This is a genomic window from Chryseobacterium urinae, assembly GCF_030518295.1.
Classification (GTDB): domain Bacteria; phylum Bacteroidota; class Bacteroidia; order Flavobacteriales; family Weeksellaceae; genus Chryseobacterium; species Chryseobacterium mucoviscidosis.
The window spans coordinates 98,681-124,255 of sequence record NZ_JAULSJ010000012.1; the positions used below are offsets into that span (position 1 = coordinate 98,681).

Annotated in this window: 25 protein-coding genes and 2 pseudogenes; 4 read left to right on the forward strand and 23 right to left on the reverse strand. The window is 36.4% G+C overall.

All coding sequences use genetic code 11. The annotated features are described in order from the left end of the window. The first annotated feature begins 64 nt into the window (after positions 1 to 64). Both QWT87_RS09770 and QWT87_RS09775 read left to right on the forward strand, forming a co-directional pair. Positions 65 to 610, forward strand: coding sequence for a hypothetical protein (locus QWT87_RS09770; RefSeq protein WP_002977286.1), 546 nt, complete (start codon positions 65 to 67; stop codon positions 608 to 610). Next, positions 607 to 1,929, forward strand: a complete 1,323-nt coding sequence (locus tag QWT87_RS09775) for a hypothetical protein (RefSeq protein ID WP_002977285.1) — start codon at positions 607 to 609, stop codon at positions 1,927 to 1,929. The genes QWT87_RS09770 and QWT87_RS09775 overlap by 4 nt, the downstream gene beginning before the upstream one ends. Positions 1,930 to 1,975: 46 nt before the next feature. Here the strand turns inward: QWT87_RS09775 and QWT87_RS09780 are convergent, their stop codons facing one another. From QWT87_RS09780 to QWT87_RS09880, 22 genes and pseudogenes are all read right to left on the reverse strand, one after another. After that, entirely contained in the window at positions 1,976 to 2,662 is a 687-nt protein-coding gene (locus QWT87_RS09780; protein WP_002977283.1) for a hypothetical protein, read from the reverse strand. 51 nt (positions 2,663 to 2,713) lie between these two features. Then, a complete protein-coding gene (locus tag QWT87_RS09785; protein WP_164720334.1) occupies positions 2,714 to 4,402 on the reverse strand; it encodes a phospholipase D-like domain-containing protein in 1,689 nt (562 codons plus the stop codon). A 233-nt stretch (positions 4,403 to 4,635) separates the two neighbouring features. After that, positions 4,636 to 4,962, reverse strand: a pseudogene (locus QWT87_RS09790) (PRTRC system ThiF family protein); the annotation flags it as partial. 149 nt (positions 4,963 to 5,111) lie between these two features. Next, positions 5,112 to 5,247, reverse strand: a pseudogene (locus tag QWT87_RS21340) (arsenical-resistance protein); the annotation flags it as partial. A gap of 132 nt (positions 5,248 to 5,379) precedes the next feature. Beyond that, positions 5,380 to 7,653, reverse strand: coding sequence for a multicopper oxidase family protein (locus QWT87_RS09795; protein ID WP_302715871.1), 2,274 nt, complete (start codon positions 7,651 to 7,653; stop codon positions 5,380 to 5,382). A 13-nt stretch (positions 7,654 to 7,666) separates the two neighbouring features. Further along, on the reverse strand, positions 7,667 to 8,122 hold the full coding sequence (locus QWT87_RS09800) for a heme-binding domain-containing protein (RefSeq protein ID WP_302715873.1): 456 nt from the start codon (positions 8,120 to 8,122) through the stop codon (positions 7,667 to 7,669). A 33-nt stretch (positions 8,123 to 8,155) separates the two neighbouring features. Further along, on the reverse strand, positions 8,156 to 8,617 hold the full coding sequence (locus QWT87_RS09805) for a hypothetical protein (RefSeq protein ID WP_302715874.1): 462 nt from the start codon (positions 8,615 to 8,617) through the stop codon (positions 8,156 to 8,158). Further along, entirely contained in the window at positions 8,601 to 9,125 is a 525-nt protein-coding gene (locus QWT87_RS09810) for a DUF305 domain-containing protein (RefSeq protein ID WP_302715875.1), read from the reverse strand. Before QWT87_RS09810 ends, QWT87_RS09805 begins: the two co-directional genes overlap by 17 nt. A gap of 11 nt (positions 9,126 to 9,136) precedes the next feature. Then, positions 9,137 to 9,802 (reverse strand): DUF3347 domain-containing protein, encoded by a 666-nt coding sequence (locus QWT87_RS09815; RefSeq protein WP_302715876.1) that lies wholly within the window; start codon positions 9,800 to 9,802, stop codon positions 9,137 to 9,139. A gap of 6 nt (positions 9,803 to 9,808) precedes the next feature. Then, positions 9,809 to 11,899 carry a heavy metal translocating P-type ATPase gene (locus QWT87_RS09820; protein WP_407933586.1) on the reverse strand — a complete coding sequence of 697 codons (2,091 nt, stop codon included), beginning with the start codon at positions 11,897 to 11,899 and terminating at the stop codon, positions 9,809 to 9,811. 38 nt (positions 11,900 to 11,937) lie between these two features. Further along, positions 11,938 to 12,168, reverse strand: coding sequence for a phosphoribosylpyrophosphate synthetase (locus QWT87_RS09825; protein WP_302715879.1), 231 nt, complete (start codon positions 12,166 to 12,168; stop codon positions 11,938 to 11,940). Between the two features lie 89 nt (positions 12,169 to 12,257). Then, a complete protein-coding gene (locus QWT87_RS09830) occupies positions 12,258 to 13,133 on the reverse strand; it encodes a DUF3347 domain-containing protein (protein WP_302715880.1) in 876 nt (291 codons plus the stop codon). Between the two features lie 619 nt (positions 13,134 to 13,752). After that, positions 13,753 to 14,784 (reverse strand): tyrosine-type recombinase/integrase, encoded by a 1,032-nt coding sequence (locus tag QWT87_RS09835; protein WP_302715881.1) that lies wholly within the window; start codon positions 14,782 to 14,784, stop codon positions 13,753 to 13,755. Continuing rightward, entirely contained in the window at positions 14,781 to 15,725 is a 945-nt protein-coding gene (locus tag QWT87_RS09840; protein ID WP_302715882.1) for a tyrosine-type recombinase/integrase, read from the reverse strand. The genes QWT87_RS09835 and QWT87_RS09840 overlap by 4 nt, the downstream gene beginning before the upstream one ends. After that, entirely contained in the window at positions 15,722 to 17,305 is a 1,584-nt protein-coding gene (locus tag QWT87_RS09845; protein ID WP_302715884.1) for a tyrosine-type recombinase/integrase, read from the reverse strand. Before QWT87_RS09845 ends, QWT87_RS09840 begins: the two co-directional genes overlap by 4 nt. Positions 17,306 to 17,407: 102 nt before the next feature. Beyond that, positions 17,408 to 17,950 (reverse strand): PRTRC system ThiF family protein, encoded by a 543-nt coding sequence (locus QWT87_RS09850; protein WP_302715885.1) that lies wholly within the window; start codon positions 17,948 to 17,950, stop codon positions 17,408 to 17,410. Beyond that, positions 17,950 to 18,690, reverse strand: a complete 741-nt coding sequence (locus QWT87_RS09855) for a PRTRC system protein B (protein ID WP_002977276.1) — start codon at positions 18,688 to 18,690, stop codon at positions 17,950 to 17,952. Before QWT87_RS09855 ends, QWT87_RS09850 begins: the two co-directional genes overlap by 1 nt. 19 nt (positions 18,691 to 18,709) lie before the next feature. Beyond that, complete coding sequence (locus tag QWT87_RS09860) at positions 18,710 to 19,903, reverse strand: hypothetical protein (protein WP_027383748.1); 1,194 nt, start codon at positions 19,901 to 19,903, stop codon at positions 18,710 to 18,712. A gap of 27 nt (positions 19,904 to 19,930) precedes the next feature. Continuing rightward, the gene (locus QWT87_RS09865; protein WP_002977268.1) at positions 19,931 to 20,149 is read right to left on the reverse strand and encodes a PRTRC system protein C; all 219 of its coding nucleotides are present in this window, start codon (positions 20,147 to 20,149) and stop codon (positions 19,931 to 19,933) included. Positions 20,150 to 20,158: 9 nt separating this feature from the next. Beyond that, positions 20,159 to 20,707, reverse strand: a complete 549-nt coding sequence (locus tag QWT87_RS09870; protein ID WP_027383749.1) for a PRTRC system protein E — start codon at positions 20,705 to 20,707, stop codon at positions 20,159 to 20,161. A gap of 9 nt (positions 20,708 to 20,716) precedes the next feature. Continuing rightward, positions 20,717 to 21,154: a hypothetical protein gene (locus tag QWT87_RS09875; protein WP_002977264.1), complete on the reverse strand. Its 438-nt coding sequence runs from the start codon at positions 21,152 to 21,154 to the stop codon at positions 20,717 to 20,719. A 15-nt stretch (positions 21,155 to 21,169) separates the two neighbouring features. After that, entirely contained in the window at positions 21,170 to 21,571 is a 402-nt protein-coding gene (locus tag QWT87_RS09880) for a single-stranded DNA-binding protein (RefSeq protein ID WP_002977263.1), read from the reverse strand. A 1,182-nt stretch (positions 21,572 to 22,753) separates the two neighbouring features. Here QWT87_RS09880 and QWT87_RS09885 point away from each other — a divergent pair. Both QWT87_RS09885 and QWT87_RS09890 read left to right on the forward strand, forming a co-directional pair. After that, entirely contained in the window at positions 22,754 to 23,545 is a 792-nt protein-coding gene (locus QWT87_RS09885; RefSeq protein WP_302715888.1) for a hypothetical protein, read from the forward strand. A 54-nt stretch (positions 23,546 to 23,599) separates the two neighbouring features. Beyond that, entirely contained in the window at positions 23,600 to 24,694 is a 1,095-nt protein-coding gene (locus tag QWT87_RS09890; RefSeq protein ID WP_302715889.1) for a hypothetical protein, read from the forward strand. Between the two features lie 62 nt (positions 24,695 to 24,756). Here QWT87_RS09890 and QWT87_RS09895 read toward each other — a convergent pair whose 3' ends face one another. Further along, positions 24,757 to 25,548, reverse strand: a complete 792-nt coding sequence (locus tag QWT87_RS09895) for a toprim domain-containing protein (protein WP_228457750.1) — start codon at positions 25,546 to 25,548, stop codon at positions 24,757 to 24,759. Positions 25,549 to 25,575: the final 27 nt, after the last annotated feature.

Here is a 25,575-nt window from a genome sequence, read left to right on the forward strand (position 1 = left end):
TGACAATTGACAACTAAAACGATTAATTTGTATATTTGGTGAAAACAATAACTTTAATAACTTAATGACAGAACTTCATCTTGATCTTACTTTAGATAAGCTACAAGGCCCACCAAAAGAGCATATAAAAGTTCACAATTATTGGGCTGCTGTTGGACTTGATCGCTATCATAAAGACTCTAAGGCTGAATTTGAATTTACCATTGACGGAAAATCCAGCAAAAACATTGTTACTTGGGATTCCAATTTTTCAAAAGTAACAATGAAGGAGGATAAAGATATTGCTAATCACGGTGGTGTTGCATTGGCTTGGTTTGTAATGTCAGTAATAATGGATTACAAATATGTAGAACAAACTGAAATTGGCGATGGCGTTGACTATAGATTTTCTAAAACTGAACCTGATGATGATGATTTGAATTTTCTTGACGAAGAATATCATTATGTAGAAATATCCGGTATTTTGGAGGAAAACAAATCAAATACCTTAATAAATCGCATAAAAAAGAAACACGAGCAAATTAATAGAGGTTCAAAAAGAGACCAATCATCATCTGTCGTTGTCACACTTTTTGCCAAACCTACAACCATAAAAGAAATTCATAAATGAAACCAAAGTTACAACATAGAGAAGCTATGGATTACTCATTTAAGGCTAAGCAGGCTTTAGATGAAGGTGACTTTGATGCTTCATTAGAACTATACAAAACGGCAGCTAAATTAGAAAGTGAGGTTGCAGATTTCTATTTCGACAAACCAGACCTTGAACCCACAAGGAGTATACTGGTAAGAAGTGCTGCGTTTTTAAATTTAAAAGCTGGACAGATAGAGGAGGCACAAAAGTTTATTTTTTTTGGGTTAACTAACAGTAAAGATGAAGAGGTTAAGGAACAATTGTATGACGCCTTAGAGATTTTAGTTTCTTTAAAAAATATTAATCCTTTTGGGCAGACAAAAGAATATACCTATTTAAGTATTCTTAGACAAAATAGCACACATTATACTATTGAGCCTACCAAGCTTGAATTTGGTCATTCTGTTACTTTAGAAATGATTAAAGACTTTACAGATAATTATTTGAAATCATTAAAGGCATATGCACTTACTAAAGTTAGGCGTTTGGTCAAATTTAGAGATGACAGTATAAGTGAACTTCAAAAAGAAATTGATAGAATTATTAATCCGGTCATCACAAACTCAAGTTATGGAAGTTTTCGATTTTCAATTGCTAATGATTGGATGAAAAGAAATGACGAAGAAAAGGAAATTGTTAATTTAAAATCAAATATTGTTAAAAATTTCCATAATGAAATTTTCATTAATCCTCTTGGTGAACAAGAAATTACCGAAATCAAAGAAGAATTTTCAGAGGAGGAAATAAATGAAATATTCAGGCCATTAGCCAAAATCAAATCAAATAATTCCGGTTACAGCATTGGAGTTTATGACACAGATTCATTTTCAAAAAAGTATATTCCAAAAATTGTTAACAAGCAAAAAAAGGAATTACTTACTACAAAAACATTGTCACAAGAGGATATAGGTGAGCTTGTTACTACAATTGCTCATAAACGTGTTTCTGAAAAAGGTAAAGTTTCAAAGAAAACAATTAGATCGGAAGAATTCAAAAAATATGAAACGACTTTCAAACTAAAGGAGATTGTACCAAAAGACAAACCGTCAGTTTTATTATCTGAGGAAATTCTGATAGATATGTTATTTGATTCAAATATCGGTTTTACATTTTCATTTGACGATTTCAAAATATCATACACTGATATCGAATATCAGAAAGCACTTGACGGATTTAATAATAGTTTTTATTCCAAAATAATTTCATTGATTAAAAAGACTGATTTGAACACTGAAGAAAATGATGACCTAAAAATCATAAGTAGATATATCGGAAATCTTGATGCCTTGAATTAAATAATATCTTAAACTACTTTTTTAAAAAAATCAGTAGTTTAAGTTATTATTTGTTATTGTTTCTCCATAAGAATTCAAATTTCAAAGAATTACTTCTTAATGTGTCAACCGTCTGTTTAAGCTCTTCGCAGTAATCACTTAGTCCAAGATTCATTTCAATTTCAGTTTGAATTTTCCAAAGTGATCGACCTAAGTAATTAATTTCGTTCCTTAATTCAACCATTCTATCTTCGGACATTTTAGAGTTCAAAACAAAATTTGACTCAGAACATACGTAGTCATCACCTGCAAGCACATATTCATTATCATCAGTTTGAATAAATCCTAGTTCGAGTGCCACTTTTTTCGACGCATCAGCAAAAGATTTTCCAATTTGATTTTCTGTGATAGTAATTGTTTGCTCATCTCTATTAATAAATAAGTGAAACAAAACTACATCCTTCATTGAGTTGGTCAAATGTCCATTTTTTCTATGTTCTGGTACAACATACCAATGTAAATCACTATACATATCCAAGACTACAGCTACATAAGTTTTAGTTTCATTTTTAATGAAGTAAAATTTTTTGAATCCGTCTGAAGATGTAATATTATCAGTTATTTTCGGTTTATTTATCCAGACCTTAGCGAAATCTACATTCGGGCTTAAAGGTCTAAGATAAATAACACTTTTTGTTCTCTTACCTTTATTATTTAAATCATCTATTAATTTTTGTAAAGCCTTGTTTGTCATAAGTATTTGGTAACATCGCTATGTAATTAAAAAGTCCCTGCAGCTAGTAAATCAGGAACAGATTAAATCTACAAACATTTTTTTTCTCTTATATTTTAATGCATTTTTATTGTAGAATGATTTTACCCAAGCAAGGTAGTCCGTCTTCAAATGCAATGGATTATCGTTCCCTGAAACTTTTCCCGACATTTCTAAAGCTTTAGATCGCGCATAATAATGATTAAAAATTCTTACAAATTCAGTAAAATAAAGATCACTTAAATCCTTATCACCTCTAATTACCAAAGTATTCTCATCATTATTCAAAATTGAATTATCACTATAATTTGCAGAACCGGAAATGACAATAGGATCTTCACCTAGAGGATCAATAAGTATAATTTTATTATGAATGAAATTTGTCCCTACTCCACTTGGCTTTGCATTCAATAGTAAACCTGAATGTTTTTCTGCGAGCCAATCATATAGACCATCTTTTAAATAAGTTCCATAAATTATTACATTATCATAATCGTTTGAAACTAATGTAGTATGTATAGATCTATTATTATCTAAGATGATGTATTTGAGATTTTCTGTATCTTTAGTTATTATTTCTTTCATATGCTTACTAAAAGAAAATGGAAACATTCCACAAATAAGACTTTTTGAATTATCCATATATTCAGCATACGTTTTAAGAATAGTTTTTTGTTCGCGGGGACTGAAAAATACGGTTATACCCTTGTTAAGATTATCATACAATATATCTTCTTGAATTTCCAAAGTTTGCTTACCTAACACTTCGTTAATTGGATCTTGTGCTAAATATTCCCAATATTGATGAAATTTTTGAGCGACCTCTTCATCTCTGATAATGTGAGCAGCGTTACATTGACCAAAAATTCCTTTTGCTGTTATATTGGTAGACCCCGATAATATCTCAATAGGTTTACCATCTTTCAGCAGTATCATAAATTTATTATGAGCAATATAGCTTTTATTTGCTTCTTCTTTTCTTGGAATTAAAATTTGTCTTGGAATGCCTGCTTCATTTATGGCAAGATTATTTGCTTTCTCCTCTCCTCTGGAATCATAAATTATCTTAACATCAACGCTTCTATCTTCATATGCATCTTTCAATGCTTCTAAAATGGGCAAATATTCAAACTCGTAAAAAGCAGCTCTAATACTATATGTTTCATCTTCAGCTTTTTTGATAAAGTTCAACAAAGCATCATCCAAGCCCTTACCAAGCCACTTTAATGCTCTCAAAGAATTCTCTTCAGATACTCCCTCTGACCAAGGTCTGATATTCCCAAACTCTCTAGCATATGCTAGGCTCCCCGCTACCCCACGGTTAAAATACACTGAGTGTTTTGAAGTACTTTCGTCGGGAATATTAACCTTGATTTTACAGCCAGGTCTATGCTCTAAAAATTTAGGCTTTCCATATACAGGAATTATATTGTAGATATAATCGTAGGTTGATTTTACAGTAAAATCCTCCCACATAAATGATTGGATAGGATGCTCAAAGCTGCTGAATAATTCATTTTTTACTGCGCTCCCAACAGTTTCTTCAAAATATTTAAATCCTTTTAAAAAGTACTTTTCATTTTCTATCAAATCTTCTCTTTCGATAGAAAATCCCAGTAGTCCCTCAGTTTGTTGTTGGGGCATATCAATCGAAAGTATCACTGCTGAAGTTCCTGCAACGCAGGTCACTTCAAGTCCGTTCTCTTTAGCACGTGTTCTCATTGCATTATTGTTTTCAAGGTTAATTACCATAAAGATAATAACAAACTATATTACAATGAGTTAAAAATAAATTAATTTTACAATCATATGATAAAATTTAAAAAGTCCGCAACCTTTTTTTAAAATATTAGGAATGGAATTAGATAGGTATATTTTAAAATGTGGTTGCTCCATATAGGCAAAAATGCGTTTTCGACCATAGGAGAAATTGCATTTTTGCCACCCGATTTCCATCAGGCAACTTTTATAGGCTGTGAGTTAAAATTTTGAAGATTCAGAAAAAATCCCCTGTTTTCGGTCATCCCATTTCGAAATAAATTCCAGAGGAGTGAGCCTCCTAATTGGGCTAAAGAAGAATTAATAAATAAATCCTGTTTCTCAAGTGCTTCTGCCAAACTGCAACTTGGAGTATCATCTACTGTTTCTGACTGTCTCAATAAATCACCGTATTCATCGGTTATAAAAGCAAGATTGGAAACCGTTTCATATTTTTGAGAATCAGGCTGTCTAATATCTCCGATTGTCGAGAGTAATACCTGTCCTGTACATTTACTGTTTCCGTTATGTTGTATACAACATAATGGGAATAATGTTGACAATTCAGTTATGTTAGTGTTCCTGAAACTTTGTCGGCTATTTTAGCGATATCAGAATCTGGAACACAACATAATCTTAAGTTATATGAACTCTAATCTTATTTGGAATCGTTTTAACTGTAGTACTTTTTCTTTAACCTAAACTAGCTCGTACTAGAAGAATAAGTCCTGGTACTTCTACAATGGGTCAATAACACCCACGAAAGCTTGAGGAGAGTTTATGCCGAATACTCCGATGGCTACCGCAATGCGGGTCTTGTCTTTGATAGTTTTATTATGGTTGATTATTAATTTATACTGTAATATTGCGATAGATAGTTGAAGCAGCCCAAACAAATTGAAAAATTTTCGGTTCTTTGGGCTAGCTTTTAGTCCTTTATTTTAATAATTAATATTCAGTCCTACACCCCAGCCCATATCACTATCATAGTGGGTCCGTATGCCTATATTCTTATTGATGATGTACCTAAGCTCACCCATATACTCTAAATCTGTATTAACCATAAAGCCACCTCTTAATCTTTTTGAGATAGGAATATCTTCACGCATTAATTGTAATCTGATAATTCCGTCATGATATACTTCTGCCTGAAAATTAACCAACATAGGTAAAGTGTACATAAATCCAACACTGAAGGCTCTTCGCGTATCTTTCTTGTTCGTTTGACCAAATAAATTCTTTTCATGTTCATCTTCTCCCATTTTACGGTAACGCCAATCAAAACCTACAAAAGGCATGAACCATTGCATTTTGCCGAGAAATCTTCCCAAATGAGTTTCTACTTCATAGCCATGCATATCATTATATCCTAAACGCCATTCTGTACCTAACGACCATCTTGCATTTTGTAACATTGCACCGCCATCATTACCATTCGTTGCAAAGTCATTTTCAATCATAAAATGGGGCATATTACTTTCCCTTTGTAATTCTTTATAGGCTTTTGCCTTGTCGGGTAGATAGGGGTTATTGTAGTCTCCAACTTCAAAGACCCTGTTCATTCCCGCCATCATGTGATATAATATATGGCAATGAAAGAACCAATCACCTTCCTCATTTGCTAAAAACTCTATGGTGTCAGTTTCCATTGGCATGATATCCAATACATTTTTTAAAGGAGATTTTTCGCCCTTTCCGTTGATAACCCTAAAATCAAATCCATGAAGGTGCATGGGATGACGCATCATCGAATTATTATAGATGGTGATCCGAAGGACTTCTCCTTTTTTTACAGGTATTTTATCCGTTTCCGAAAGTATTTTATTATCCATGCTCCATACATAGCGGTTCATATTTCCCGTAAGTGTAAATTTTAATTCTTTGACAGGTGCATCTTTGGGAAGTGTAGTAATGTAGGGTGATTGGAGCATTGCATAGTTTAGAGTTTTGATGTCTCCCAAAGCATTAGCATTATAACGATTGGGGTCGTTATCCATGTCCATACCCTCATGCTTACTGTGGTCTGCTTTTTTTGTTGCATCTCCGGTAATTTCGGGATACATCACTACATTCATGTCCATTTGGTTAAGGCTCATCTTCATGCCCATATCGTCCAAATCGCCATTCATTTTCATCATATCGTTCATCATCTTCATCCCCTCGAAATACTTCAATCGTGGGAGCGGAGAAATAAGCTGTTTGACCCCATCACCTATAAAGTAACTCGCAGATTGTGTCCTGTCTTCGGTTGTTGCTAAGAACTCGTAGGCCAAACCATCTTGAGGGATAGTCACTACAATATCGTAAGTTTCAGAAACGGCAATGATTAACCTGTCCACCTCTACGGGCTCAACATCATTCCCATCATTCGCTACTACTGTAATTTTTCCTCCAGCATACCTTAGCCAGAAATATGAAGACGCCCCTCCATTGGAAACACGCAATCTGACTTTGTCGCCTGCTTTTAGCTTTTTACCATCAATTGTTTTCAAATCGGTGCTATGGCTACCATTTATTAGGATTTTATCATAGTAAACATCACTGACATCCATCGCCAGCATCCGCTTCCACTCGTTTTTTACCTTTACCCCTAATTTTCCCTCCTTAATAGCTTCAACATATGATTGTGTTGCGCCTTTCTTAATGGCCGCCCAATCATTTGCATTGTGTAGCATACGGTTGATATTATCCGGGTTAAGATTTGTCCACTCACTTAATATAATTGGAACAGTCGGCAAGTCGTCAATCCCTTTTCTAAATGTATTATCGTTGCTTCTTTTTTTCATGATAAAACTACCGTACATGCCAATCTGCTCCTGCAATCCTGAGTGGGAATGGTACCAGTGCGTACCATGCTGAATAATCGGGAAACGGTAGGTGTAGGTTGTACCCGGTGCGATGGGTTTTTGCGTAAGCCAGGGCACACCGTCTTCTTTATTGGGCAGGAACACACCATGCCAATGCAGTGATGTGCTTTCTTTCAATTGGTTGTGCACCACTATTTCGGCAGTGTCGCCCTCGGTAAAGGTAAGGGTGGGCATAGGGATTTGCCCGTTTACGGCAATCGCCCTTTTTTGCTTACCTGCATAGTTGACAAGTGTATCTTTTACATACAGCTCGTAATGCACTACTCTCTGTGCAAACAGCGTTTGCGTGCAAAGCAGTATCAGCACTGTTTGCAATATTCTTATGGGTATTTTATTATATCTGTTCATTATTTGAAAAATTTTATTTAATGCTGTCTTCCATTGTGCCAAACCACGCTATCAAAACCTGCTTATCCTCCGGTGACAATACTGCATTGCGATGAATTAGTGTGTATGATGACAACGGCATTTCCCCGTCCTTAACCTGCCCGGCCATAGCCCTGAACTTGTTTCGCTGCCTGCGGGCAGAATAGTCGCCAAATTCGCTAAAGTTGAGTTCCTCTTTCCCCTTTTTTATATGCTCTGCCATGTACCATGCTCCGGGCTGGATACGGCTGTACCAAGGATAACGGGTATTGTTGCTATGACAGTCATAACAGGATTGGACAAGGATAGCCTTCACATTTTGGGGTACGGCGTACACCCTTTCGATATGGGTGGCTGGCACTTCATCCGCCTGGTTCCGTAACGGCTGAAAAAACTGTATGCCGATGAGGATAATAGCCAGCCCCAATATGATTTTCTTCTTTATGGTCATAATTATTTTATTGTGGCTTCATCTTATTTGTGTCTACTGTTTTTTTACATACTTGGCATAATTCCCCTTGTTTTCAAAATAGGAAACTTCACCGTTATTCCCTGTCACAACAATCACCGCAAGAGCCTTGTCTACCTGCTTATGGGAATAGGGGTCTATCGCCATCCTCACAGTGGCATCTTTTGGAATACGCTCCTTACACATTTCGCAGCATCCGTAGTAGGTTTTACCGCCAAATTTTACGTCAAACTGCTTTTTGCCCATATAGGCATCGTTGACCATGCAGACTTCATCCGCTGGAACCAATTCACCTATTTGGGTAATATGCCCGTGGCTTTCCGGAGTTGCCTGCGAATGGTGCTGTTCCGCTTCATCCTTATTTGACCCTGCCTGCCCGCAAGCGGTGAACAGCAGGGCTGATAAGGAAATAAGGCCCATTATTATTTTGCTCATGTCGAAACTGTTTTTTGAAATTTTGTTATTTACTTTCTTCAAACTCTTTTAGCTTGCGCTTCATCAGTTCAATTTCTTCCGCTTGGGTTTTAAGTATGTTTTTTTGCAGCTCTATCAGTTCCGGGTCGGTCAGGTGTGCCTTTTCGGACATCAATATGGCTGCTGCGTGATGGGGTATCATACCCTTTGCAAACTGCTTGTCCCCGACATTGATTTGTTCCCTGATACCAAACCATGAAAAGATGCCAACGGCAACCGAGATGATGGCTATCGCCCAATTCATCTTCCCGTTGGGGTACATCACTTTCATTATCGCTAATTCGATAAGCAGCATTGCCGAGGTCATCAGCAGGGTCATGTACAGGTTATTGATATTGGGTATCAGGTTCTGCCACCCGTCAATCATGGCGTACATGATAAAATACATCACTGCGAACATGGCGACAGCCATGACCGCAAAGCGTTTGTACATGCCCGAAGCATGTTTTGGATTGTGCGTGCTATGCTCCGAGGCATGACCCGCATGGTGACTGTTTTGCATATTTTCCATAACCCCGAAATTTATTTGCTGTTGATTGTTTTTTCCACCTTACCGCAGGTCAGCATTTTAGAGCCATAGTAAGGGTTTTTGATTTCCTTGTTTTCGCTGAACCAAACAGCACCCTTACCGTCATTGAACATCGGGCAATGGTCTTGATACAATGTTTGCGATGTACCGAACAAATCAATCAGGTCTTTCAAATCTTCGCCAAGAGAGGCTAAATGTTCCCGCTGGTGGTGGATGTTGCCAACATTTTCCCCGATATGTTCTGCGTGTTCTTTAGCATCGTCCGCTATGTCCATGTACTTTTTGTGCTTATCGGCAGGAACTGCTTTCATGTCCACTTTATTCAGGGTAGCTAACAGCTTTTTCCCTGAACTGGCGGCGGCTTTGTCATCGTCCGAAACTAGGGCGTTCTTTAATGACAGATAATCGGTAACTATGGGCGCAATAGAAAAGTTTTTTGCTTCTTCTTTTCCTGTTGCCTTTGCTTCCTGACCGCTCGGTGTTTCGCTCACAGCGGACGCAGCTACCGTATCATCCTCTTTTGGTTGGGAAGCTGGCTGTTCTTGTGATACCACAGCAGTATCATTTGAAGACTGCTCGTTTTTGTTGGATGCCTGATTGCATGATACTGTTACAAATGCCATGATAACAGCAGTGATTGATAATGTTAGATTTTTCATTTTTATTTATTTTTTGATTTTTAAAAAACTTGCGTTAATAGCCACTACAATGGTGCTTACACTCATCAGCACAGCACCCATAGCGGGACTTAGAATAAAATTCGGATAGAGTACGCCCGCTGCAAGCGGTATTGCCACTACGTTGTAGCCAACCGCCCATATCAGGTTCTGTACCATTTTTTTGTAGGTAAGTTTGCCGAAGTCAATCAGTTTGACCACATCCCTCGGGTCGCTGTCCACCAATATGATATCCGCTGTTTCGGCAGCCACGTCCGTACCGGAACCGACGGCAATGCCCACATCTGCCTGTGCCAGTGCCGGGGCATCGTTCACACCGTCACCTGTCATAGCAACCACTTCACCTTTGTCCTGAAACTCCTTTACTTTTTCCTGCTTGTTGTGCGGAAGCACATTGGCCAAATACCCGTCCATACCCAATTTTCCGGCTACGGCAGCAGCAATCCTGTCGTTGTCCCCGGTGAGCAGAAAGGACTTGATGCCCATTTTTTTGAGTTCCTCAATCGCCTGTGCCGAACCCTCACGGATGCTGTCTGCCAAAGTAATGATGCCGATTACCCGGTCATCAATGAGGACAAAGTTGACCGTTTCGGCTTCCTGATTGATTTCGCTTGGTATTTCCGGCAGGGAAAGGCGGTTTTTGGTGAAATAATTCGGGCCGCCAGCTACGACATTTTTCCCGTTCACAACACCTTTAACGCCTATGCCCTGCATATAGCTAAAGTTTTCAGATTTCCATAGGGTAAGGCTCTTTTCTTTCAATGTAGCCATAATGCCTTTGGCGATATGGTGTTCCGAATTTTGCTGTACTGCGGCAGCATACTGGATAACCTCATCGGCATTATATTCATCCGTTAACGGTATAACCTTTTCTACGGCATGGGAACCTTTGGTGAGCGTTCCGGTCTTATCAAAAATGACGGTGGAAAGTTTGCGGGTGGTTTCAAATGCCGTACGGTTGCGGATGAGCAGACCATTGGTCGCCGAAAGCGTTGTGGAAATGGCGACCACCAATGGGATAGCCACGCCCAATGCGTGCGGGCAGGCCGTTACCATCACCGTCACCATTCTTTCAAGCGCAAAGGCAATATCTCCACTGCTTGCATACCAATAGGCAAATGTGCCTATGCCCACGGCAATGGCAATAAAGGTGAGCCATTTGGCAACTTTGTCCGCAAGGTTCTGTGTATTGGACTTAGTAGCCTGTGCCTCCTGCACAAGATTGATGACCCGGTTCAGGTAGCTGTCTTTTCCCACGGCTGTTACCTTAACTTTCAGCGCACCATCGCCATTGATAGAGCCTGCGATGACCTTTCCGTCCTTTTCCTTTTTTACGGGAACACTTTCTCCGGTAAGCATACTCTCGTTGATATACGAAAGCCCCTCCAGTACCAATCCATCGGCTGGAATTTTTTCACCCGGTTTTATGATAGCCGTTTCACCGCTTTGCAGGTCTTCGAGCTTTATCTTTACGGCTTCTCCGCCACGTTCCACGGTAACATCGTTGGGCAGCAAAGCCACCAATGACTGTAATGCTCGTGAAGCAGCCATTTGGGAACGCATTTCCAGCCAATGCCCTAATAGCATGATGTCAATTAGGGTTGCCAGTTCCCAAAAGAAGTCCATACCCTGCAAGCCAAATACAACGGCTACGGAATAGACATAGGCTACGGATATGGCGATAGCAACAAGGGTCATCATCCCTATGGCTTTGGCTTTCACCTCGCCAATCATTCCCTTTAGGAACGGCAAGCCTCCATAGCAATAAATCACCGTACCCAATGCCAGCAGCACATATTTATCGCCATTGAAAGCAAGGGAGAAACCCAGCCATTGCTGTATCATGTGCGACAGGAGCAGGATAGGGATTGTGATTACAAGACTTATCCAAAAACGTGTGAGGAAATCGCTTGTATGATGCCCCTCATGTTTATTAAAGTTTTCGTCAGCATGGACATGTTGAGAATGCCCATGCCCTGATGTGTGTTCATGAGAAGCTGACGAACCGCCAACGGGAACCAATGCCATGCCACAGAGCGGGCATTTGCCCGGTTCGTCTTTTAGCACCTGCGGGTGCATAGGACACGTGTATTTTTTCATAACAAGGGATTTAAAAGTTATGTTGCACTTAATTTTTTTGCCATCTCATGGGTCATTTCTTCGGCATAAGTACCATAGGCATCAACAAGTACGCATTTATTCTTACCATCATTGGATGATATGGCATAAATCACGGCATTGTTATCAGGACTGCTGTCGAGGCTGTCAAACCTATGAGTTTCCGTAACCGTAAAATCCTCCGGTTTCAGTTTCAGGCTCCTCGACGCACAGTACAGGCAGTCCGGCAACAGACTAAAGTCCATACTGTACCCACGCTGTCTTAGGTCTTTAAGCGCCTGCACCATGTCATTGTACTGTACCATAGCTTTCAGACCTGTTATTTAATGGTTTCAACGGTACTGCCGCAGGTAAGCATCTGTGAGCCGTAATATGGGTTTTTAACGGCATTCTCTTTACTTAGCCAATTGGCTCCCTTACCTCCGTTGTACATAGGGCAGTGCTGGTAATAAACGGGGGTATCCTGTTTAGACACTTTGACCAGCGTATAGATGCTTCCCGAAAGTGCCGCAAAAGCACTTCTTTGTTTTGCAACATCTTTTGATTTTGAAATGCTTTCCGCATTGGCTGTCAAGTCCTTCATTACTTTCATCCAAGCCGTATGTTCCTCTGCCGATAATTTGTTCATATCGACTGCTTTAAGGGATGCAGCCAATTCAGCGGCTTTGGCAGATGCGGTCGCCGCATCGGTTTTTATCAAAGCGTCTTTCACTGAAAAGTAGTTGTCAAATACAACCTTTAGCTGTGATTGGTTTTGAGCTGCATCTTTGTTAGCTGCCATTTGACTATGGTCGTGATTGCCATGTCCGGCATTCATGTCCATTCCCGCCTCTTTGTTTTTGGCAACCGTCTTAACTGGTCTATCATACTGGCAGCAACCAGCCAGTTTAGCATATACGTCATCCGGCGCACGGAACTTCTCACTGTCATAACCAGCCAAAGCGATACGTTTCAGGATTTCATCCTGATTTGTTTTGTCGCCGTCATAGGTGAGCGTAGCCATCTTAGTATCTTTGTTCCAGTCCACACTGGCTACCTTTTTTACGTTACCTGCTTTTTCGATGGTGGTTTTGCACATACCACAATTGCCGTAAATCTTTACGGTTTCTGTTTTCGCATTCTTGATTTGTGCGAAGCCGTTTATTGATGATAGTAATACGGCGATTACCATCACTATTTTTGATAATGATTTCATTTTGAAAATTTTTAATTTAATAAAATGTACAAAGATTGTGCGAAAACTTAATAGCTTTCGACAAGACATACCTATGGCTGGCGAGCCATCGTTTAGCTTATTTTAGGCGGTAGCCAAATGGAAGAGTAGCCCGCAGAATAGTAGGCTTGTTTGAACCCGAATTTTTGCTTTTTAGTTTCGGCAAAAGGGGTTGTTACTTTTAAATATATTGGTATTTGTAAACTTACAGAAGATGAAGAAGTACTACATCCACAGGAACCGTGCTTACATATCCCGTTGCAGACGTGACCATCCTTGCATTTTTTACAGGACTTGTCCCTGCAACTACTTTTATGTTCTAATTTTTGGGATTGATCTTTTGAGCAAGATTTCTGTTCTGTCTTAAATGCTTTTTTTGCACAAGCATAACTTATGCCTGGCACTAAAAAAAAGCCCAAGCATAATAAAATGACAAAGCTGATATGTTTACTGAAATTTTTCAACATTACAAAATTATGAAATTATTTCCTTTAATTGCTATAATTTGTACTTTCTTATATCTTAACTTAAAATATTTCATTTCTGAATTTCATTTTTTTTAATAAATTAAATTGTTAATGGAAAACAGTGAGAATTTAAACTATCTTTTTCCACCATTTTCCCTTAATTCTTTTAAAAAACTCATTACATTGTGTTCAGTGTGCCAATCTATTAATTTACTACTCGAGTCAGGTTCACTAAGAGCTATAGCAGCAGTCTTTCTTTTAATACTGACATCGGTATATATCAATGTAGAATTAAACGATGCATGGCCAAGCCAATTTTTAACTGTTTCAAAATCTACCCCTGCGTCTAATAATTGTGTAGCTGTTGTATGCCGGATTGTATGTGGACTTACCCTCTTTTGAAGAACAGCCGGAAACTGTTCCCCAATTTTCATGGCATATCGCTTTACAATAGTGTAGATCCCAAATCTGGTTAGTGGCTTTTTCGAACGATTTAGAAAGATATTTTCTGAAGTATTTCTACCAGCTATAAAAGGAATCAATTCATTTATGGTTCTTTTCCAGAGAGGACAAAACCTTTCCTTGTTTCCCTTACCTCTGATACGTACCGAAGAATAATCTCTTTTTGGAACAAGTGGGATTGATAGATCAGAAATTAACGCATTAGCCACTTCATCTACCCGCGCACCAGTATTAGACATAAATAACAACAGAATATGGTCCCTTTTACCCAGGTCGGTTTGTCTATCGGGAGCTTCCAGCATGGCATTCATTTCTGAATCTTCGAGGGGACGTATCGTTGTTTTTTGCTTCTTTTTAAATGGAATATTTCGTATCTGCCGACACCAATTCATATATCTTGGGCAACTTATCCCTACAAACTCCGCAAAAGCATGGAGACAAGATAACCGTACATTTCTTGTCGCAATTGAACATTTACGGGTTTGCTCCAAATCGGAAAGAAATGACTTAATGATCTCGGGTTTTATATCAAGGATAAGTAATTGATCAAAATGTTTTTTATTTTTCCGGGCTACAAATGGGAGTAGTAACCGGAACGTATCATTATAACTCCATTGGGTATTTTTTGCTAATTTTTTAATATTATCCAGATATTCCAGAAAAAAACGTGTTACCCAAACACTTAAACATTGGTAGTTTTTCATGACTTTATATTTTCAAGGTAACTTTCAAAACGTTTATTGGCTTGCTGAAGCAACGCATCGGTCATTGTCAGATATACTGATGTCTGAGCATAATGTGCATGCCCCATATACACAGATAAGATAGGTAAGTATTTTTGGGGATCAGTCCCTTTCTTATAACAATTTATTAATCTGTTAACAGCAAAAGTATGTCTAAGATCATGTATTCGGGGTTGATATCGTCCACCATCATCACGTTTAACTCCTGCTTTAGCTCTTATTTTCCCAAATATGCCCTCAATGCAAGCTGAGTGTACAGGCAGATTGTCATCGTTTAAAAATAATTCAGCATCTGTAAAGCCAGGCTGGTTATGATCTGTTCTCCATTTCAGAAAAGAACTAAGTACAGCTTTTACCTGTATATTGAATGTAACCAATCGTGATTTGTAAAATTTGGTTCCATGTAAAGCAATAACTAAATTATTCATATCAATATTCCCCAATTTAATAGAAAGCGTTTCACTAATTCGCAAACCCAACGCATATGTGATAAAAAGAATTGTTTGAACCATATATGGGGAAATATTGCTTCTTCTCTTTGAGTAGGTTAATGCAGCGTGAAAAATTGACTTTAATTCATTATTAGAGTAAATATAGGCGCTCAGGCCTTTAGGGCGTGCAGGTAAAATAGTTGGTAGGGGTGATTTTTTGACATAATCACGGATCAATAAATAGTCATAAAATCCATGTAGAGCTGAATATCTGGAAAACCAGGCGCCCGTTACAACTTTAGAATTTCCGTATAAAAATTGTTCAACTTCATCTTTAGAAATAGTTTCAACAGGTGTTGATGATCCCATTTTATTTGCAAATGACTGCAAATAAATTGAAGGCATCCGGAATATTTCACCTAGTGCTTTCCTATATGAGACATACTTGTCAATGACTTGTTTAAGTTTCATAGCAATCCTTTTAAATTAAATTCAGATATTTTCCGAAGGCTTATAAGGTCGACCTTTGCATATATTCGGGCAGCATCCATGCTTAATTGTCCCAAATGATCACGGACTTCGTTCAAACATATCCCATTGTTTATTAAATGGGTTGCACATCCGTGCCGTAAAGCGTGAGGACCATGATGTGCAATTCCTAATTGCATTGGTCTTAATCGCTTTTCAACAATCTTGTATACGGTATGAACCGATAGTTTTCTATAAGGAGCTAAAGTAGTTAGGAAAATTTCTTTTAAGGAAATATTATTTGGTCTTACTTTTTGTAGGTAATGAATTATGGCACTACCTGCATTCGGTGAGAGTGGAAATATTTGTGGTTTGGAATGCTTTGATCTTCTAATATAAATTCTATCATTTTCCCAGTCGATATCATCCAACAGAAGTTCAGTAACTTCACTTCTCCTCAATCCGTAGATGACAAATAACATAATAATGGCTCTATCTCGAATATCTATTGCGGTTTCTTTATTACAACTTGCAATCAATCTTTGAATATCCTTCCATTGTGGAGGATAAGGGAGTGAGGATTGTTTATACACTCTTGGTATTTTTATGGAATCAGCCAGCCCCTTTCTACACCAGCATTTACTTTCAGCAAACCTTAAAAACACCCGAAATGCGCCAACGGAATCTTTTACAGTAATTCTTGATTTTCTACTAAGTAATTTCATTACCATCCTGTCTATAATTTGATGAGAAATATCAGATAATGATTTACATTTGAAAAAAATGTCTTTAAGAAAATAGGTAAGTTTTCTGCATTGACCATCAACAGTCCATTCTGATAGTCCTTTTTCATCCCGCATATATTTGACATATTCAGTTAGTTCGTGACGGAAAAAAGGAAAATGTTCTTTTTTTGGTATCATCAAACATCCTATGTACTTAAACCATTTAACAGATACTCCAATAAACCTGTTTTTAGCTTCAATTGAAAAATTGCTTTTCCTGAAATGATATGTTTTTCGCCCAGCCCACTGATTAGCAGCCTGGATTATTTCTTTTGTTGTGACTAATCGCGGACTGTTAAAATTTAAATATTCCATAATAACGACTAAATATTCTGCAATTACCCGTAATGTTTTCTTTTTCGCCCCACCATCAACCTGAAGCTGTAAATAGGCGGCACGTTCTTTTAGCAACGGCTTCATAGTTTGTTGTAAGAGCCAGCTTCTATTTTTTAGAAGCATATTGAAAATAGGTATTTGCTCTTCCTGTGCAAGTTCCAGAAGATTAAGCTTTTTTAACCAGATAGTTGCTGTTGAAATAAAACCTATTCGTGTATGGTTCTTCTTATTGTGCGAATATAAATCTGCCGCCTTATTAATGTCGTGAATGGTTATCGGTTGGCCGGTTTGAAGATTGAGATATTGGACAATCTTCAAGAGAAGGTTCTCTATAGTTTGAAGCGACTTTACCGTGTATCCTTTATCCAATAGGGGTTTGAGATAATCAACCCTTTCCTTATATAGGGGCGCTTCCTCATGGATTTTTATTGTGCAAGGATCCTTAAATATACGATTAAACATGACCTTACTTTTGCAGATATTCTTAAAAAGAATGAGCAAAAAACATGCAACGGCTAGAAATGTTGTGTTTAAATTATTAAAATAGCTTCCAAAAAATATTTTTCAGCTATTTGTCAACATAACTGAATTGTCAACATTATTTCCAAAATCCATCCAATATTTTGCTGTATTACGATGTATATAAGTATCATCCAAAGTTTTTAAAACCTCAGCGATTTCAAATCTTGTTTTCACATTATCGACACAGGAAATAAAAATATTGGCGGTCATATTACTCGTAATCCTGTCCGAAGCGTCTCTTTGAAATTTTCTAGTCTCCGCTTTCCAAGCCGTTCCGAAAAATCGGTTTGTCCTGTTGATTAATGCTGTCGCTTTATTAAGTCCAAGTTCGCTTTCAGCAAAAAGCTGTCTGCCGAGATTTGCTTCTTCTACCCTATCATCATCCCATAACATTACAGAAAGTCCGGGATGATCCATTTCGTTAAGCGCATAATTTATTCTGCCCAAAGCAGTAAGCATCTGCGAACCCGTTCCTCCTGCCCCTATCAGATTTATAGATATTGGGTTTGTCGGCTGAATAAAATTACTATAGGTAAAATGAACTCTTGGCTTATTATTTACAATTGAATTATTTTGAATATTCATTACAGTAGGTTTTTTAATTTAAGATTAGATTTTATAAGCACATCATTTGGAAAATCCTTTCTGTTCTGAACAAGGTCTTTCCAAAGCGAGACACAATTTCCCTTTATAGGATTATGATTGTACATTAAGTGACTGAAATAGGAATTGAAAAAAAAATGCTCCCAAGTAGCCGTAAATTCTTCCAAGGAAGCTGACTTTTTAATTTTAGTATCAACGTTCCCCATACAAACACTCCCGTTATCATAGATGTTAAAAAATGGTGCGTGATATAGCGAAGTCTCTTCTGTTGGTCGCTGATTGTAATCAACAGCAAATATCTTCAAATGCAGTTTATCAGCACACCAAATTAAGGATGGTACTTTCGCTGTACCATTTGGTATTTCCAAATCCTTAGAAAAATATAATTCTCGTTCTGAAAATTCTGTGTACCAAATCACTTTTGCATTTTCTGAATTGTCGATGAGTAAAATATTAGAAGAAATAATTCCCTGTGGTTTAAGAAATTCTTTTTCTCTGCAATTTTGAATTTTAAGTCTTTTTGCTAAATATTTAGCTTCGTTGGTTGTAAGTGGATGTGCATTAATGGGACTGCCATCTTCATCCATATCAAAATATTCAACGTACATATCAGAAAGCTTATCATCACTTTCGTAGAAAACTAATGCTGATTTTGGATGATAAAGATTTTCAAAATCTTCTGTTACATCTTTTGCTTCAATATTATTATTTTTTCGTTTCATAACTAATTCGAGTTAAGATTTATAGACTTGAAAAGTCGCCAAGTATTCCTGCAAGCTGATTAAGAATTTCAAAAACTTCACTTTCAAAATCCAGACTGTTATCTGAAACTTCTTTCCCATCAAAAACTTTGAAAACAATAGGTTCTTGAATTTCAGCATATTCATTGAATTCATTATTTACACTATCGATAATACTTTGATATGCCCATCCTCTATCATCAGCAAAAAATGAAATGTATTTATCCATTGAAATAACGGCTTCATCATTTTCATCGTAATCGAATTCATCATCATTAGAGAAGTCCTTATTATTATTAAAATGTATGTTTCTATAGATGCGTTCTTCGGGAAATTTGCTGTATAAGGAGAAAGCTTTATTAGCAAGATTCAAACATTCAACATCAAAACTATCTTTTGCTTTAAATGAAGTTACACGCTGTTGAAAAAATGACAAATTATTGATAGATGCAATCTTCTGCTCCATAATATCACCAATTAATTCAGCCTGTTGTAATTGCTTTTTATATTCACAATTTTCATCCAATTCTTCATCTTGGTCAATCCAGTCGCTTAGCATTTCATATAACCAAAATAAGTATGAAGCTTCCTGTCTGTAATAAGGAATATCAATAATCCGATACAGATAAGTGCATACAGAAAGTAGCATTTGAGCTGTTTTTCTGTATTTCTTATGATGAAGCATATTATGAAGAGGAACGACAGGAATATAGTAAAGAGTCATTCCTGTACTGATTCTTTCTTCGCTCACAAAATATAGGCAGTTACCTTTGTGCTCCAATTTAATATCCTGCCAATTTTTGATACTCGTTTTCATTTGCTTTCGGCAATGATTCAGAGATAGTGAGATGTTATATGGAAATTCAAAATCTTTATGATCAGATTGAGAAAGATTATAATGCTCTGACATTTGGGAAAGGGATTTATAAAAATCCCTCTCCAATTTTATTGTTTTTGATTTTGACAAATTTGATGTTGTGCTACATTCTTTAAGCTTTGGCAGAAAAGCCGTTTTCAGAAAACCATTGGTATTTGTGCCAATGGGACAGACTTTCTCTGGTCTTTCTGTACTTCCGAACTGTCTTTTTCCTGCTTCATCCATTTCATAAAATCGCCTACCTGCTGATGAACCTGTTTTTGTTTTTTTTCTTCCGGAATTACTATTTTTCCTTTTATAATATTTTGTTGCATTCATCTTAATTTTGATTTAATTCATAAACTGTTATCCTTTAGTTCCCATTACACTTTCAAATTGATATTGAATAGTGTCATCTTTAATCAGAGGAGCGGAAACCTTTGCAGTGGTAAGAATTGGATAATTATTAGCATAAAAATTCATCACTGCTTCTACACTCCATTTTGGTTCGGGGTCTGTCAGGCGAATATCCTGTCCATTATCTTTCAGAATGAAAACCCGTTCTAATTGTGTTGCGAGTAACATAATCTATATTTAAATGTTGGAAATTTCTTGTGGTTCTTGTGGCTCGGAAAAAAGACTTGGAGCAAGATGGACTTCATATTGTTCCTGCTTTTTCCTGATGTTATCTGCCTTATCGGGATAATCTGAAATTTTAGGTAGAGCAGACCACGCATCTTTATATTTGCCCTCCTTTTCAAATTGCACTGCCTTTTGTAAGGATTCAGTAAATTTTTTATCCTTTGTTTCCTTTTCTTTTTTCTCCTTATCACTTTTCTCCTTTTCCATTGCAGATTTCTTCTTGGCTTCTTCCATCTGTTTCATAAAGCTTTCCATATTTACCATTAAACCCGAAGCAGTCTGTAATGGTGTGCCTACCGTTTCAAAGAATCCGTTATCAAGCTCTTCTGCTGTTCCCTTTAAATTAACAGGTGGAATCAATTTTCTTGCTTCGTCTCCACACTGCTCATTATTGAGCAATATGGATAGAACAAAGCCATTTTCTTCTGTTGGTCGAAGTATCAACTGCAAGTCACCTTTTAAATTAAGTTTGGCGAGTTGTCTAAAAAAATTGGTCTGCATAGCTTTCAATTAAGTTGTCTGTGTTAATTCGTTCAGAGAAAATTGGAGAGTCCAATATTCAGTACCCAAATGCTTTTCAAAAGCATTATAAATGGCAGTACCATCAGTAAAAACCTGCATCTGATAACAGTTTAATACAAAATCCAATGGTTTCAATTGACTGATTTCTTCTTCATTAGTTTCCACGAAAAACATATCATTGTTTTGAAACCAATCTTTAATTTCAGAGAAGCTTTCATCCGTAAACCTAAAAAAATCAACTGCTTCATCTTTATAATTAAGCCATTTGAAAAAAGTATCATTTTCAAAAGGTTTTACAGAGTCCAATCTTTCAGTACATAATTCTCTCCATTGTTCAGTAGTATGAATGATTGCAAAATCACTAAATTCATTTGAATCGATGGATTTGATAAAAAGATAATCTGTAGGAATTTTTGATATTTTCATTGTTTAAATTTTAAATTAAAATGGTAAATCATCATCCTTATCTCCGACTAAAGCACTTGCTGTTTGTGGTTTGGCTTCGATGGTTGAATTAGTATTAACATCCGCCTTACCTCCTCCTCCGTGAACTTTAATAAATGATGTGAGAAAATTTAGACCCGAACGAATCTCTCCATCTTTTCCTATCCAAGCACTTGCACTTGGTTTTCCTGTCAGCTCTACCAAAGTACCTTTGGTAAGAATTTTAGCTACATTAGAACTAATCCAGTATGAACAGTTATAAAATGTGGTCTGTTCTACTCTATCTCCTTGTTTATTTTTAAAGCTATCATTTATAGCTACTGAAAAATTAACAACTTGTCTGTCATTTGCTAATGCGTTAACTTCCGCATTCTTTGTAATTCTGCCTACGATGTTCATAATAATTGAATTTAAATTGTTTAAAATTATTTTCGTTTTCTAAAAATTTCTTGAGTGAATTGATTTGGTATCGAGGACACTCGGTTTTCTCTATTGTTTTTCCTAATTGGAAATGATTATTTATATATTTTTTTGATATTTCCGAAGATGTCAAAGAGCATAAGTTGAATTGATTTGTATAACTGAGGTTCCGGTTTTTCTTTGCTTATGACCATAGAAAAAGAGCAGGCGCATAAAACCCAAGGAAAAAGAGTCACTAATTATATTTATTTTCAGGGCTTGAAATATTTTTGTCCGAAGGATTTAGGAGTTTCTGACAAATTATCGGAACTGGTGTAGAAAATTTTTTAGATACCCAAAAAGATTTTTTTGTGAGAAAGCCTCTTTTCTACATTTGCAATTGTAAAAACAAAAACACAGTTATTAAATCAACTTATCAATTTACACTGGTGAATAATATCAAACTAATTGCAATACATATTGTTTACAATCGGTTTATTTGTAAAGATGTAAAGACATAATTTTTGTACTAAAAGATTATATTTTTTCTTTAAAAGCAAAAGCTTAAATTCCTTTTAGAGAAAAAAGAACTTTTATATATTTTTAGAAATACTTTTACTGTACTCCACTATTATCCTGCAGCAGCTGTTTGAGAGGATTTTAAGAATGAGTGTGTTTCCGAAAGATAGATGATCGCTTTTCCGAAAAAGAGATCAGTGCTTTTCCGAACATCAATCAAAATACGAATGAGTGCGTTTCCGAATTTTTCAATCCAACATTCAGTATTTATCCACAATTATCAAAATTTCGACAATGTAAAGAGTTCGTTTCCGAATCTAATAGTATAAAAGAGATAATTTTCGTCCGACTAGTTGGGTTTAGGAGCGCTTTTCCGAAATATCCAGAGTGCTTTTCCGAAATAAAATGAGCGCCTTTCCGAATTGAAGAATTTGCTTAAACCGATTATACTTTTAAATGACATAGTCATAGGCGACAAAATAAACTCAATGGTCACATATGTTCAATTCTTAATCATAGATCGCCTTGAATAAAACTTTTGAATATTCAATTATGACTTTTTACAATCATAAAAGTTCACTCCGCCATTTATAACAATTAGTTTAATAGCAGTAATACGGTTAAATATGAATTTTGTAAAATAATTTAACAAAAGAATTACTGATGAAAAACAACTTTTTTATGCTGCTTTGTTTCTGTGTTAATTCATTTCTGTTTTCTCAGGTAGGAATCAACACCTCATCTCCTGAGACTACTTTTGAAGTTGTAGGAAAAGCAGAAGACATCAATCATTATGATGGAATTCTCCCCCCACGCATTACGGGAGATCAGTTGCAGAAAAAAACATACAATTATTCAAAGAAAGGTGCTGTTATATTTGTCACCACTGCACCATCAAACTTATCAGGTCAGGTAGCTGATATTACAGAGCCAGGGCTATATTACTTTAGCGGATATTCGTGGAAATCTATATCCAATCAAAAGGAACCAATAGAATATAGAATTATTCTGTCATTTGATAACAGCAATGATGATGTTCTGACAGAATCATCAAAGTGGTCTGAGCCTCTTAATCTTTCGTCTGACAAAAATGTTTACTTAACATCCTCAAAACATTGTTCGATAGGAACAAAAAAATATGGAGGCTTTAAAGGCTCGGTAACTTTAAGGAAATTAGAAGGGATAGTGAATATAAAATTTGAAATTAGCAGAGCATCTGATGCACCTAATGTTTTAGATGATGTTTTATTTGATATTTCGGGAATATGCAACGAAATCGGATACTTTCCTAAAGATATAGTTTTTATGCAAAATGAAAATTCAACTTATGTAATTCCGGTACTGCTTCAAAATAATACCATATATATTATTGCAGGAAACTTAAATATGATAAACTCAAACGCCACTGGTGAAGTGCAAGGCTACTCAAATTGGATCAAACCTCACTCCAAATAGCTATACCACAAAAGTAGATTCTAAAAACATAGTGAACTATAATCAAATAACAAAATGAAAAACAACTTTCTAAAACTATTTTTTTTATTGATAAGTGCCAACTTTTTCTCACAAGTCGGTATCAATACTCAAACGCCTAAAGCTACCTTAGAAGTAGTAGGCAAACCAGATGATGCCAATCATTTCGATGGGATCATTCTACCAAGAATTAGTGGAGATCAATTGGCAACAAAAACTTACACTACAGCACAGAAGGGAGCAATAGTTTTCGTTCTATCACCTGCCACCAATTTATCAGGGCAATCTGTTCATCTTGAAAAGTCAGGTCTATATTATTTCGACGGTCAAAAATGGGTTCCATTACTTCAAAGTGATCCATTGGAAGTTGTCTCTCAAACAGGTAATACTTCCACGCTGGAACTTATTGTAAAAAATAATCTGAAGCTTGATTTTGATCAAAAAGAAAATTATATCATCGGTAAATCTAGAAGCACTATCGCCGGTGAATACAACTCAATTTTTGCAACGGACTCAAACATAACTTCCGGAAAAGGGAATTCGGCCAGTGCCTATGCAATGTCTCAAGGAGAAATTACTGGAAAACTAAATTATGGAGCGGGGGTATCAGCACTAAATGGTATTATTAATGGAACAATTTCCGGAAACAGGAATATTGGAATCGGTGCAGGAGCAATGTCATATATCACATCAGGCAATGATAATATTTCTATAGGATATCTGTCGGGTACAGGCAATAGAACTGGATCTAATAATGTTTTTATTGGTGTCGGTGCAGGAAGCCCCGCATCTGGAAATAGAAGTATTAGTAATAAGCTGGCAATTCATTCAACACCAGTAACCACCAGTTCAACAAATTTTTGGGATAGCATTACAAACAATTATACAGACTATAAGTTTGCGCTAATCTCTGGAGATTTTTCTGAAAGATGGCTCAATATCAATGGAAAACTGAGTGTTACACCTTCACAAATGCCCGATGCAGACGGAGATCCAGCTTACACCAAAAAAGTTGTAGCCAAAGCGGATGGCAGCTTTGGTTTTGCAACTGAAGTAATTCCTATTCTCCCATCAAATGGAACCTTTATATTAAAAAGTGTGAACGGAGTGCCAGGATGGGTTACTCAATAAGATTAATTTCAAAATGAAACCGCTACTATTAAGTAGCGGTTTTGTCTTTACTGAAAACATCATCACCTTATCAGCCACTGATTCAAATCTTTATAATGTTGGTACATCCAGGAAAAATCTTCAACATTTTTATAGCTGTTGCGGATCTGCTCTACGACAGTTTTTCCCGTTTTATCATTATCAAGAAATAGAGATATTTTTTTGTATTTCTTTAGTATTTTATCTCCCGCTAAGAGCATCGATGTTGAATTAAAGACTAAATAATCTGCATCTGAAGAAAATTTATCATCTTCTATCGTTTTATATGACAAATAATCAAAAAAGCCCTCAAATACAACAATTTCATTATTTTGCTGATTTCCCTTCTTTATTAACGTCACATCTTTTGGTCCGAGGCAGATTTTAGAATATTTATTACGGACTTCAATACCTCCTGAATTATTAAAAAAAGCAATCGCAAAATAATATTTATCTTCTATTTTGTAATGGATCTCTTTGATAAGACTTTTACAATTCAAAACTCCCCTTGACTTAAGATACTCTAGCAACGCAGGATGCTCGACATCGATTGTTTTTAAAACATTATAAGTAAAGCCATCATTTGTTTCAACCACATTATCTATTGTAGGCGAAAAATCAAGCTTATTTAAATATTCAAGCGCTGTTGAAACATTACATTTATTAATAGCTTGAACTATTGATATAACATCATATATTTTACCTGTTCCAAAATCAAAAGCTGTATTCTTAATGAAATCTACAGACAGGCTGGCTGTTTTCTCTTGTCTATCTAATGCAAAATAAAATGCTGTTCTTTTGTTTTCTTTTACAGGGAATAGACCATAGGATTCCATAACCGTCCTGATACTGACGTTTTGTTT